Consider the following 12,396-nt stretch of genomic DNA (forward strand, 5'->3'; position numbering starts at 1 on the left):
GCCTGGGGGCGGGGCGACGAGGAGGGCGAGGCCGACGACGATGGTGAGCCGGGGGTGGATGATTCGGAGGGCGCCGATGAGCCAGATGGCGACGTCATCGCCGCCGGCTCGGGTACACACGCAGTCAATGCCAGGGCGACGGCGCACAAGCCGAGGGCGGCGCTGAGAGAACGGGATGTGCGGATCACGACAACCTCCGGGAGTGAGACAGCTTCGACCCTAGACGCAGCGTCGCGGCCTCCCCCGCAGCCGCGCCGTCGTCAGCCGGCCCGGCGCAGCCGAAGGCTGTTGAGCACGACGAACAGGCTGGAGAAGGCCATCGCGGCACCGGCGATCATCGGATTCAGGAGCCCTGATGCCGCCAGCGGCAGGGCGGCGACGTTGTACGCGAAGGCCCAGAACAGGTTGCCGCGAATGACCGACATCACTCGACGACTGAGCGCGAGAGCCGTTCCGACCTGGGTGAGCCGGGACCCTGTCAGCGTGATGTCGCCGGCATGCCGGGCGGCATCCGTTCCGGCGCCCATCGCGATCCCCAGATCGGATGCGGCGAGCGCCGCTGCGTCGTTCACACCGTCACCGACCATGGCGACCCGGCGCCCCTCCGCACGCAGCTGCGTGACGGCGGCGAGCTTGCCCTCGGGGCTGACGTGCGCCCGCACCTCGCGGATGCCCACCTCCGCCGCGACCCGACGGGCCACGGGCTCGGCGTCGCCGGTGAGCAGGACGACACGCATTCCCCGCTCGAACAGCTCGGCGACGGCCTCGGCCGCATCCTCGCGCACGGCGTCTTCGAGCTCGAACACGGCAGCGGCGTGCATGCGTCCATCACCGTCGGCCCAGCCCACGATGACGGCGGTTCCGATGCTGTCCTCGAGCGCGGCGGCGAGTTCGGTCGGGAGAGGCACTCCCACATCCGCGGCGAGCGCGGCGTTCCCGGCGAATGCACGGACTCCCTCCACGTCGCCGACCACGCCGCGTCCCGGGACGGCCGCGAAGTCGGCGACGGCGGGGGCGTCGGCTACCGCGAGCGCGCGGGCGACAGGGTGTTCCGAGCCGGCCTCTAGGGCGCCCGCGACGCGACGCGCCCTCGCCTCCTCGATGCCGGCCGCGACGACCAGTCGGCGCACGCGCATCTGCCCCGTGGTGACCGTGCCGGTCTTGTCGAGCACGACGGTGTCGATGCGCTGCGCGTTCTCGAGGGCGTCGGGGCCGGTCACGAGGATGCCGAGCTGCGCACCGCGACCGGTGCCGACGAGGATCGCGACGGGAGTGGCGAGCCCGAGGGCGCACGGGCAGGCGATGATCAGCACGGCGACCGCCGCGACGAATCCCTCGGCGACCGATCCGCCCGAAAGCAGCCATCCGACGAGGGTGAGCGCCGCGAGCCCGATGACGATCGGCACGAACACCGCGGAGATCCGGTCCGCCAGCCGCTGGACGCGACTCTTGCCCATCTGCGCGTTCTCGACGAGCTGGGCGATGCGCGCCAGACGCGTGTCTGCGCCGACCGCATCCGCACGCACCCTCAGCGCACCGCCGTGCACGATCGTGCCTCCGGTGACGGCGGAGCCCGGCACGACCGGCACCGGAACCGCCTCGCCGGTGAGCATGCTCTCGTCCACATCCGCGCGGCCGTCGACGACCGTGCCGTCGGTGGCCAGCGTCGCGCCGGGACGCGTCACGAACACATCCCCCGGCTGCAGCGCCTCGAGCGGCACCGTGCGCCCGTCGGCGAGTTCCACCTCGGGAACGCTCAGCTCGCCGAGCGCGCGCAGCGCCGCTCCGGCCGCGCGGCGCGACCGCTGCTCGATGTAGCGGCCGAGCAGCAGGAAGACCGTCACGGCGGCGGCCACTTCGAAGTACACGAGCGAGGTGGCGTCGTGCACCGGACCGATCAGGACGACCTCGTGCCGGATGCCCCACCGTCCGGCGGATCCGAACAGCAGGGCCCACAGGCTCCATCCGAAAGCGGCAAAAGTGCCCATCGTGATGAGCGTGTCCATGGTCAGGGCTCCGTGGCGGAGGTTCGCGAACGTCGCGCGGTGGAAAGGCCATCCGCCCCACAGAACCACGGGAGCCGTCAGGACGAGCGACAGCCACTGCCATCCCGGGAACTGCCACGCCGGCACCATTCCGAGCGCGACCACCGGGATCGCGAGCACGGTGCCGACGATCAGGCGCGTGCGAAGCGGGGTGGCACCGGGTGCGTCCTCCACCTCGTGCACGTGGCCCGCTTCGTGGTCGCCGTGCGTGTACAGGGGTCGGATGCGGGCGGTGTAACCGGCCTGCGCGACCGCCTGCACCAGCCTCTCCTCCGGAAGATCGGCGGGGTAGGTGACGCGAGCGGACTCGGTGGCGAGGTTGACCGAGGCGGCGACGCCCGCAACGGCCCCCAGCCGCTTCTCGACCCGCGCGACGCAGCTGGCGCAGGTCATGCCGTCGATATCCAGGACCGCCTCCCGGGTGGTTCCGTCGTTGTCGCGCATGATGCCATCCTCCTCGCCCTCCGCAACGATATACCCCCCTAGGGTATTCCGCGAGATCGGCCCGGCGTCTGCGGGAGGGCGTAGCGTGTGCGGTATGGTGACCCGTCCGAACAGCCCGGCGAGCGCCGCCGTGGTCATCGGCGTGGCGGTTCTCGCCTCGTTCGTGTCCTTCCTCGACGGCACCATCGTCAACGTCGCGCTGCCGGCCATCGCACGCGAACTCGGGGGCGGCCTGGCCACGCAACAGTGGGTGGTGGATGCATACCTGGTGACGTTGGGGGCGTTCATCCTCGTTGCCGGCTCCCTGAGCGACGCCTTCGGTCGAGTGCGGATCCTGCGCATCGGGCTGCTGATCTTCGGCGCATCGTCGCTTGCTCTGGCCTTTGTACCCAGCGCGGGCTGGCTCATCGCGCTCAGAGCGGTCCAGGGCGTCGGCGGTGCGCTCCTCGTTCCCAGCTCGCTCGCGCTGCTGACCGCGCGCTTCGAGGGCGCAGAGCGCTCTCGCGCGATCGGGATCTGGACGGGTGCGACCACGGTCGCCACCCTCATCGGCCCCCTCGCCGGCGGGCTCCTCGTCGATCTCCTCACCTGGCGCTGGGTGTTCGCGGTGACCGTTCTGCCTGTTCTGCCCACCCTCCTGCTGCTCACCCGCATCCCCGAGCTGCGCACGCCCGGCGCGCGAATCGACGTGCTGGGTGCCGCGCTCAGCACGGCGGGTCTGGGAGCCCTGGTGTTCGCGCTCATCGAGCAGCCGCGGCTGGGAGCAGAATCCCCATGGGTCTGGGCGGGGGCCATCGGCGGACTGCTCCTGCTGGCCGGATTCATCTGGCGACAGCGCGTCGCCCCCTCCCCTGTCATGCCGCTGTCGTTGTTCCGCGCGCGCAACTTCTGGGCGGGCAACCTCACGACGTTCTTCGTCTACGCGGGTCTCTCGCTCAACGGGCTCGTGCTCACCATCTACCTCCAGCAGACGGCCGGCCTCTCGGCGACCGTCGCGGGACTCGCCTCCCTGCCTCCGACGCTCCTGATGATCGCGTTCAGCTCACGGGCAGGAGCCTGGACGGGCAAGCTCGGGCCACGGTGGTTCATGACGGTCGGGCCGGCCGTCATGGCGGCGGGATCACTCCTCCTGCTGAGCGTCGGTCAGCCTTTCGACTACCTGACACAGGTGCTGCCGGGCATGCTGCTGTTCGGGATCGGCCTGACGCTGACCGTCGCGCCGCTCACCGCCGCAGTGCTGGGCTCCGTCACCTCCGAGCGCTCGGGCATCGCTTCCGCGGTCAACAACGCCGTCGCACGCGTGGCGGGCCTCCTCGCCGTTGCGGCCATCGGAGTGGTGGTCGGCGACGCGCTGGATCTGGCGGGTCTTCACACCGCGATGGTCTTCGTCGCCGTGCTCATGGGCGTGGGCGCCGTCGCGTCCGGGCTCGGGATCCGCGGCGGCACGGACTCGGCTACGCGCCGAGCATCCGACGCACCTGCGTGACGTCGTCGTTCATCTGGGCGATCAGCGCATCGATCCCCTCGAACGCCACCATCCCTCGCACGCGCTGCACGAACTGTACGTCGACCTCGTGGCCGTAGAGGTCGATCCCGTGCTCGTCGAGCACGTGCGCCTCCACCTGGCGCGTCGGCACGTCGTCGAAAGTCGGGTTCGTCCCCACGGAGATCGCGGCGGGATAGCGCGTCCCCGAACGCAGCCCCGTCGCCTCATCGACGAGCCATCCGGCATAGACGCCGTCGGCGGGCACGAATCCCTCCAACGACGGGCTCAGGTTCGCGGTCGGGAAACCCAGCTCGCGTCCCCTCTTCAGGCCGTGAACGACCTCGCCGCGCACGGATGCGGGACGACCAAGCAGCTTCGCGGCCCCCTCCACATCACCCACGGCGAGCAGCTCCCGCACCCACGTGGACGACACCCGGCGACCGCCGTCGATCGCGCTGACGTCGTCGACGACGCCCACGCTGAAACCGAACTCCTCGCCGAGCCGTTCGAGCATCGCGGGGTCTCCTGCTCCCCCGCGGCCGAACCGGAAGTCGTTGCCGACGAGGACGGCGCACGTGTCGAGCGGCGCCACGAGGATGCCCCGGACGAACTCTCGCGGCTCCAGCTCAGCCAGCGCAGCGTCGAAGGTGAGCACCATCGCCGCGTCGATACCGGTCTCGGCGAGCAGCCGGAGCTTCTGCGTCACGCCGACCAGGTTCTCCGGACAGCGATCCGGGCGCAGCAGGGCGAGCGGATTGCGGTCGAAGGTGACGGCGACGACCTTCGCGCCGCGCGCCGCCGCCTCCACCTTCGCGCGTTCGAGGAGCACGCGGTGCCCCGCGTGCACGCCGTCGAACTTGCCGATCGCGACGACGGACGGGCCGAAGCCTGCAGGAACCTCATGCGGTCCGTGGAAGACGATCACCAGACGGACCTCTCGACGCGGGCGGGAGCGGGCGCGGTCGCCTCGTGACCGGGCCGGTGGGTGTACAGCCACCAGACACCGACGAAGGGAAGGATCAGCGGTACGAAGACGTAGCCCGAGCCGAACCAGCTCCAGACCGTCTCCTCCGGGAACAGATCGTGCCGGAACAGGCTGACGGAGCCGACGACCAGCACCCCGATCATCTCGAAGACGATCGCGACCCACGCGACCGCGTACCAGAAGCGCGAGTGCGAGAAGACGAGCGCCGCGGTCGCGAGGATGTAGACCCCCGCGGAGATCGCCGACAGCGTGAACGCCAGCGGCGCCGCATCGAAGCGCTCCACGATCTGCACGAGCGATCGGCCCGTGGCTGCGAGGGCGAGCACCGCGTACACCGCGACCAGCACGCGGCCGAGGCCGGTGATGCGGGGGCGGTTCGCGGGTGCCATGACCTCACAATCCTAGATCGAGGCGCGGGGCGCCCGACTCAGGCGCCGATCCCGCTCCAGATCACCTGCATCCGCCAGACCATGACCGCCACGGACCCCGCGGCCACGCCCATCACGACCGTGCTCCAGCGGCTGCGCTCCAGAAGCGCCCAGAAGACGCCCGCCGGTGGAAGCAACGCCGCCGAAACGAGGTACACCCAGAACTCGAGCGTGCTGCCGGTAATGGGGTTGCCCGCGAACGGCGCCACGATCGCCACGACGATCTGCGCGATCAGCAGGAGCTCCACGAGCGCGAGCGCGCCGACGCTGACGTCGCTCGGTCGCCGACCGGCCAGTCCCAGGATTACGCACACGAGTGCGGCGACGGCGGCGACGGCGACCTGCACCAGCGCGAACCAGAGGATCATCCGTGGTCCTCCGGCATGTTCATGGCGCTCTTGAGATCCGCGCCCCGACGCTCCAGCACGCCGATCAGGGCGCCATCCGGACCGATCGCCGCCGCCGGGGTGGCCGCCACTCGCGGAGCGGCTCCGCTGAGGCGCTTGCCGTGGCGCAGATCGCGCGCCTCATCGTCGCTGACGGAGAGAGTGGGCAGCGCGAGAGCCGCAGCGGCCGCGGGCTGCAGCAGCGCGGTCGGCTCGATGTGCTCGAGGTCGACGGCGGCTGCGACATCGAACGAGCCGATGCGGGTTCGCCGCAGTGCTGTCAGGTGCCCGCCGACGGTCAGCGCGGTTCCCAGATCCCGCGCCAGCGCACGGATGTAGGTGCCGCTGGAGCAGTCGACCACCGCATCCAGCTCGATCGACGCCTCGGTGCGGCGGATCGCGAGCACGTCGAAACGCGAGACGGTCACGGCACGCGAGGCCAGCACGACTTCCTCGCCCGCCCGCGCGAGGTCGTAGGCGCGCCTTCCCGCGACCTTGATGGCCGACACCGTGCTCGGAACCTGCTCGATGTCTCCCGTCAGATCGGCGATGCCCGCACGGATCTCCTCGTCCGTCACGGCGGCGAGCGTCGTCGCGTCCGCACGACTCACGACCGAGCCATCGGCGTCGTCGGTGTCCGTGCTCGCTCCGAGCAGGATGGTGGTCTCGTACGTCTTGTCCAGTCCGACGACGTAGGTGAGCAGTCGCGTCGCGGCACCGACACCCAGGACGAGGAGTCCGGTGGCCATCGGATCGAGTGTGCCCGCATGGCCCACCTTGCGCGTGTTCAACGCGCGACGCGTGCGCGAGACCACGTCATGACTCGTCAGCCCACCGGGCTTGTCGACCAGGAGTACGCCGGTGGGCGCTTCCTCGCGGGCCATCAGCAGAAGTCCCGGAAGACGCGGACCGGGTGCCGCGGGTCGGTGTTGTCGAGGATCACGCTCGCGCGACCACGCGGGTCGCCGTCCTGGAGGTACAGGTCGAAGCCTTCGCGGTAGCGCGCATTCGAGGCCCCGAGAGGGTCGGGATCGCTGCCGTCGCGTTCCGCCATGCGCCGGAACGCCACGTCGAGGGGCACATCCAGCCATACCGACCAGTTCCAGACGTCACGCAGCTCCGGGCGCAGGAGGAAGAGGCCGTCGACCACGAGGATCGCGTCGGCGGGTGCCGACTCGGCCGCGAGATCGACGGCACGATCCTCATCGAGGTCGTGCGTGGCCGTCACGAAGGGTGCGCCCGCCCGAAACGGCCGCAGGAGCCGCGCGAGCAGCGCGTCGGTGTCGTAGGAGTCGCGGTAGTGGCCTTCCGCGGACGTCCGACCCCGGGCGTGGCGCTCGGCACGCGGGCGGTGGAAGTCGTCCGCGGATGCACGGAAGACCGTCGAGCCGTCTTCGCGCAGGACATCCGCCAGCGCGTCGGCGAAGAGGGTCTTTCCCGCACCGTCCCGACCGTCCACCGCGACCAGCAGCCGACCCCGACGGTGGTGCTGGCGCAGCTCCGCACGCAGCTCGCCGAGCAGCGCTTCCTGTTCTTGCGAGATCGGTGGGCGCATGTCTCCAGCCTAGGCTGGAGGGATGCCGGATCTCGCCCCAGCGCTCGTCGCCTGGTATCGCGACAACGCGCGCGATCTTCCCTGGCGCGCGCCCGGATTCGGCGCGTGGGGCGTGCTCGTCAGCGAGTTCATGCTGCAGCAGACCCCCGTGAACCGAGTGATCCCCCACCTGAATGCCTGGCTCGCCCTGTGGCCGACGCCCGCGGCACTCGCCAAGGCGGCGCCAGCCGACGCCGTCCGGCAGTGGGCGAATCTGGGGTACCCCCGCCGAGCGCTGTGGCTGCACCGTGCGGCCGTCGAGATCCGGGATCGGCATGACGGCGTCGTGCCCCGCGAGGTCGACCAGCTCCTCGCTCTCACCGGCATCGGCGACTACACGGCGCGCGCGGTCGCCGTCTTCGCATACGGCGATCACCACCCCGTCGTCGACACCAACACGCGACGCGTCCTCGCTCGTGCGATCGACGGCCAGGCCCAGCCGGGCCAGCCCTCGCGGCGCGACCTGGCGGCGATGGACGCGCTGCTCCCCGCGGATGCGGCCACGTCGGCGGTGGTGAACGCTGCCGCCATGGAACTCGGCGCACTCGTGTGCACGGCACGCAGCCCGCGGTGCACCGAGTGTCCGCTCCGCACGATGTGCGCGTGGCGCGCGGCGGGCTACCCCGACACGGGCGACACCCGCCGTCGACAGGCGCGATATGAGGGCAGCGACCGTCAGGCGCGCGGCGCGGTGCTCAAGCAGCTGCGCGAGGCCTCCGATCACTCGGTAGCCGTCGAGAAGGTGGTGGCGGACTGGCCCGACGCCCTGCAGCGCGATCGTGCCATCGATTCGCTGATTGCGGACGGGCTCGCCGAGGCCGTCGACGGCGAGCTCCGCCTCCCGCGCTGACAGGGTCCACCCTGTTAATCCCGGCCCGGCGAGCGGGCGCTCCGCATCGCGCGGGCGTACGGTGCGGGACGTGGAGACCCTGATCGTCTACGAATCACTCTGGGGCAACACCCGCCAGGTGGCGGAGGAGATCGCCCGCGGTGCGCAGGAGCACTCCGACTCTCTCACGCTGTGCGCGGTCGCGGACGCGCCGTCATCGCTCGCCGCGTCGCTGGGGCTGCTCATCATCGGCGCACCGACCCACGCGTTCACGCTGCCGACCCCGTCGAGCCGCGCGGAGGCGCGCTCCCATGGCGCCGCGATCTCGCACGTACCGGGGATCCGCGAGTGGCTCGCGACGATCACCGTCGCGGTCCCTCCGCCTCGAGTCGCGGCCTTCGACACGCGTCAAGGTCGCTCGTTCCTCGTCGGTTCGGCGGCGAAGTCGATCGCGCGCGCGGCCAAGCATCATGCGCTCGTGGTCTCCGAGACCGCCGACTTCGTGGTGACATCGCGCGAAGGCCCGCTCGAGCAGGGAGAGCTCGAACGGGCCTTCGCGTGGGGACGTGCGTTGACCGCGCCCCAGTGAGAAATCAGTCCTCGTCGTCCTCGCGGGACACGTAGGGGTCGGCGTCACCGGCGTACTGCGCCGATGCCGCCAGCCCTGCCACGGCGCTGTCGCGCTCGCGCGCCTCGCGCAGCAGGTCCTCGATGTGACCGGCGTTCTCGGGGACGCCGTCGGGGATGAATTCCAGCGTGGGCGTCAACCGCACGCCGAGCTTGCGGCCCACCTCGCTGCGCAGCATGCCTGTCGCAGCGGTCAGAGCCGCAGCCGAGTCGAGACGCTCCTGCTCGCTGCCCAGCACCGTGTAGAACACCGACGCGTGCTGCAGGTCCCCCGTCACACGCACGTCTGTGATCGTCACGAAGCCGAGGCGCGGGTCGCGCAGCCCCTTCTCGAGCCGCTCGGCGATGAGCACGCGGATGCGGTCGGCGAGCCTCGCCTGCCGTTCACTGGCCATGTCCTTCTTCTCCCTCTCTCAACCCACCGGCGTGGACTCGGAGACTGCGGAGGACTCGGATATCCGTCCGAGGCAATCGGGGTAGGGGCCCCGTTCTTGCCGAGGACGGACATCCGAGTCCGTAGCAACCGACGGATCAGCCGCGCGGCTTCTCCACCATCTCGGTCGTCTCGATCTCGTCGCCGATCTGGATGTCGTTGTACTTGCCGAGGCCGATACCGGCTTCGTAGTCCGTGCGCACCTCGGTGACGTCGTCCTTGAAGCGGCGCAGCGACTCGATCGCGAGACCGTCGGCGATGACGACGCCGTCGCGGATGACGCGGGCCTTCGCGTTGCGGGTGATGGTTCCCGAGCGCACGATGACACCGGCGATGTTGCCGAACTTCGAGGAACGGAACACCTCGCGGATCTCCGCGACACCCGACTGGACCTCTTCGTACTCCGGCTTGAGCAGGCCCTTGAGGGACTGTTCGACGTCATCGATCGCGTTGTAGATGACGGAGTAGAAGCGGACGTCGACACCCTCGCGAGCGGCGCGCTCCCGGGCCTTCGTGTCGGGACGGACGTTGAAGCCGATGACGATCGCGTTGTCGATCGTCGCCAGGTTGATGTCCGACTCGGTGATCGCACCCACACCGCGGTGGATGATCCGCAGCTGCACGGAGTCGTCGACCTCGATCTTGAGCAGCGACTCCTCCAGCGCCTCGACGGCACCGGACACGTCGCCCTTGATGATGAGGTTGAGCGACTCGACCTTGCCCTCTTCGAGCGCGCGGGTGAAGTCCTCGAGCGAGATGCGCTTGCGGGCCTTGGCCAGCTGGGCGTTGCGCTCGGCGGCCTCGCGCTTCTCGGCGATCTGACGGGCCAGACGGTCTTCGTCGGTGACGATGAAGACATCGCCGGCGCGCGGGACGGAGTTCAGACCCTGCACCTGCACCGGACGGGACGGCCAGGCCTCCTCCACCGGGTCGCCGTTCTCGTCGATCATGGCGCGCACGCGGCCGTAGGCCGTGCCCGCGACGATCGCATCGCCCACACGGAGCGTTCCGGACTGGATGAGAACGGTCGCCACCGAGCCGCGGCCCTTGTCGAGCTTCGCTTCGATCGCGACACCGCGCGCGGCCTTGTTCGGGTTCGCCGTGAGGTCGAGGCCGGCATCCGCGGTCAGCAGGACGGCGTCCAACAGCTCCTGGATGTTGGTCCCCTGGCGAGCCGAGACGTCGACGAACATGACGTCGCCGCCGTACTCCTCGGCGACGAGCCCGTACTCGGTGAGCTGCTGACGCACCTTGGCCGGGTTGGCGTCGGGCTTGTCGACCTTGTTGACGGCCACGACGATCGGCACCTGAGCGGCCTGCGCGTGGTTGAGGGCCTCCACCGTCTGCGGCATGATGCCGTCGTCGGCGGCGACCACGAGGATCGCGATGTCGGTCACCTGCGCACCGCGGGCACGCATGGCCGTGAACGCCTCGTGACCCGGGGTGTCGATGAAGGTGATCGCGCGCTCGATGCCCTCGTGCTCGGTCCAGACCTGGTACGCACCGATGTGCTGGGTGATGCCGCCGGCCTCGCCCGCCACGACGTTCGTCTGGCGGATCGCGTCGAGCAGTCGCGTCTTACCGTGATCGACGTGACCCATGACGGTCACCACCGGAGGACGGATCTCGAGGTCGTCCTCGCTCTCCGCCTCCAACTCGGCCTCGAGGTCGAGACCGAAGCCCTCCAGGAGCTCCTTGTCCTCGTCCTCGGGCGAGACCATCTGGATCTTGTAGCCGAGCTCCTCGCCGAGCACCTCGAAGGTGGCCTCGTCTAGCGACTCGGTCGCGGTCGCCATCTCACCCAGGTTGAACAGGATCGTCACGAGCGTGCCGGGCTGCACGGTGTACCCGCGCAGCGCCTCGAGCTTGTCCGCGAAGTCGGCGATGGAGGCACCGCGACGGAGGCGGATGATCTCGCCGTTGCCCTTCTGGACGTTGACGCCGCCGACGACCGGCGCCGACCGCATCTCGAATTCTTGCCGCTTCGCCCGACGCGACTTGCGCTGACGCGACTTGCCGCCGCCCTTGCCGAAGGCACCTGCGGTGCCGCCACCGGGACCACGGCCGCGGCCACCGCCGCCACCGGGACGACCGGCGAAACCGCCGCCCGCGGGAGCACCGGGGCGCTGGAAGCCACCGGCACCGCCGGGACGACCGGGACCGCCCGGACGCTGCTGGAACGGAGCGCCGGGACGACCGCCGCCGCCGGGACGACCGGCACCGCCCGGACGCGGCGCGCCGGGACGGGGGGCGCCGGGGCGCGGTGCCTGCGGACGCGGGATGTTGCCGGGCGAGGGGCGCTGGCCCATGCCCTGCGCGCTCGCGAACGGATTGTTGCCGGGGCGCGGGCCCGCGGGGCGCTGTCCCATGCCCTGCGCGCTCGCGAACGGGTTGTTGCCGGGGCGCGGCGCACCGCCCGGACGCGGCGGGGTTGCACCGCCGGGCTTGGGAGCAGCGCCGGGCTTGGGGGCGCCCGGGGTCGCTGCAGCGGGCGTCGCACCCGAAGCGGGTGCGGCGGGAGCCGCCGGAGCAGCCGGTGCGGATGCGGCGGGTGCCGCGGACTCCGCCGGTGCCGGGGCGGGCTTCTCGGCGGCCGGAGCAGCCGGAGCCGCGGGTGCCGGAGCCTGCGGGCGCGGTGCCGCGGGACGAGCCGGGCCCGGACGGGCACCGCTCGTGGGCTTGGGTGCGGCGGCGGGCGCCGCGACCCCGTCTGCCTCGAGGGCAGCACGGAGCTTACGAGCCACCGGGGGCTCGATGGTGGATGAGGGGCTCTTGACGAACTCGCCGAGCTCCTTCAGCTTCGCAAGCGCGACCTTGCTGTCGACGCCGAGCTCGGAAGCGATCTCGTGCACGCGTGGTTTTGCCACAATTCTCCTGTCTTGGGGGCCTACCCAGGACAGGGCAGACCGTTAGTCGCGGACGGGTCTCATTTCGAGCCGTTCACTTTGTGTCCATAGCCGTTCAGCCGTTTCTCGATGGTCTGCGTGTCAAGCGGGCCTGACACACGCAATGCCCGCACGAACGCACGGCGCCTCAGGGCGGCATCCATGCATTCGGGCGTCTCGTGGACCCACGCGCCTCTGCCCGGCAGTGCCCCGCGCTCGTCGATGACGAGCGCGGAATCCACGCAGACCACCCG

General features: G+C 70.8%; 12 protein-coding genes. 3 read left to right on the plus strand and 9 right to left on the minus strand.

Going from position 1 to position 12,396, the window contains the following annotated elements; translation table 11 throughout:
- Positions 1–260: 260 nt before the first annotated feature.
- Positions 261–2,489 carry a cation-translocating P-type ATPase gene (locus QE377_RS02205; RefSeq protein ID WP_307319276.1) on the minus strand — a complete coding sequence of 743 codons (2,229 nt, stop codon included), beginning with the start codon at positions 2,487–2,489 and terminating at the stop codon, positions 261–263.
- Positions 2,490–2,583: 94 nt separating this feature from the next.
- Between QE377_RS02205 and QE377_RS02210 the strand changes: the two genes are divergently transcribed.
- Positions 2,584–3,975 (plus strand): MFS transporter, encoded by a 1,392-nt coding sequence (locus QE377_RS02210; protein ID WP_307319279.1) that lies wholly within the window; start codon positions 2,584–2,586, stop codon positions 3,973–3,975.
- Here QE377_RS02210 and QE377_RS02215 read toward each other — a convergent pair.
- Genes QE377_RS02215 through QE377_RS02235 form a run of 5 tightly spaced genes read right to left on the minus strand, consistent with a single transcriptional unit; the run spans position 3,944 to position 7,329 of the window.
- A complete protein-coding gene (locus QE377_RS02215; protein ID WP_307319282.1) occupies positions 3,944–4,900 on the minus strand; it encodes a bifunctional riboflavin kinase/FAD synthetase in 957 nt (318 codons plus the stop codon). The two genes, QE377_RS02210 and QE377_RS02215, sit on opposite strands and share 32 nt — an antisense overlap.
- Positions 4,897–5,349, minus strand: coding sequence for a hypothetical protein (locus QE377_RS02220; RefSeq protein ID WP_307319284.1), 453 nt, complete (start codon positions 5,347–5,349; stop codon positions 4,897–4,899). The genes QE377_RS02215 and QE377_RS02220 overlap by 4 nt, the downstream gene beginning before the upstream one ends.
- Positions 5,350–5,387: 38 nt before the next feature.
- Positions 5,388–5,756: a hypothetical protein gene (locus tag QE377_RS02225; protein WP_307319287.1), complete on the minus strand. Its 369-nt coding sequence runs from the start codon at positions 5,754–5,756 to the stop codon at positions 5,388–5,390.
- The gene (gene truB, locus QE377_RS02230; RefSeq protein WP_307319289.1) at positions 5,753–6,658 is read right to left on the minus strand and encodes a tRNA pseudouridine(55) synthase TruB; all 906 of its coding nucleotides are present in this window, start codon (positions 6,656–6,658) and stop codon (positions 5,753–5,755) included. The genes QE377_RS02225 and truB overlap by 4 nt, the downstream gene beginning before the upstream one ends.
- Positions 6,658–7,329: a uridine kinase gene (locus tag QE377_RS02235; protein ID WP_307319292.1), complete on the minus strand. Its 672-nt coding sequence runs from the start codon at positions 7,327–7,329 to the stop codon at positions 6,658–6,660. The genes truB and QE377_RS02235 overlap by 1 nt, the downstream gene beginning before the upstream one ends.
- Positions 7,330–7,351: 22 nt before the next feature.
- On the opposite strand from QE377_RS02235, the gene QE377_RS02240 reads away from it, so the two are divergent.
- Both QE377_RS02240 and QE377_RS02245 read left to right on the plus strand, forming a co-directional pair.
- The gene (locus QE377_RS02240) at positions 7,352–8,218 is read left to right on the plus strand and encodes an A/G-specific adenine glycosylase (protein ID WP_307319294.1); all 867 of its coding nucleotides are present in this window, start codon (positions 7,352–7,354) and stop codon (positions 8,216–8,218) included.
- A 70-nt stretch (positions 8,219–8,288) separates the two neighbouring features.
- Positions 8,289–8,786 carry a flavodoxin/nitric oxide synthase gene (locus QE377_RS02245; RefSeq protein ID WP_307319296.1) on the plus strand — a complete coding sequence of 166 codons (498 nt, stop codon included), beginning with the start codon at positions 8,289–8,291 and terminating at the stop codon, positions 8,784–8,786.
- A gap of 4 nt (positions 8,787–8,790) precedes the next feature.
- Here QE377_RS02245 and rbfA read toward each other — a convergent pair whose 3' ends face one another.
- From rbfA to QE377_RS02260, 3 genes are all read right to left on the minus strand, one after another.
- Complete coding sequence (gene rbfA / locus QE377_RS02250) at positions 8,791–9,219, minus strand: 30S ribosome-binding factor RbfA (protein ID WP_243227146.1); 429 nt, start codon at positions 9,217–9,219, stop codon at positions 8,791–8,793.
- A gap of 136 nt (positions 9,220–9,355) precedes the next feature.
- A complete protein-coding gene (infB, locus tag QE377_RS02255; RefSeq protein ID WP_307319297.1) occupies positions 9,356–12,124 on the minus strand; it encodes a translation initiation factor IF-2 in 2,769 nt (922 codons plus the stop codon).
- 59 nt (positions 12,125–12,183) lie between these two features.
- Positions 12,184–12,384: a YlxR family protein gene (locus tag QE377_RS02260; RefSeq protein WP_234073280.1), complete on the minus strand. Its 201-nt coding sequence runs from the start codon at positions 12,382–12,384 to the stop codon at positions 12,184–12,186.
- Positions 12,385–12,396 lie beyond the last annotated feature (12 nt).

The organism is Microbacterium sp. SORGH_AS_0862 (assembly GCF_030818795.1).
In the GTDB taxonomy this organism is placed as follows: Bacteria; Actinomycetota; Actinomycetes; order Actinomycetales; family Microbacteriaceae; genus Microbacterium.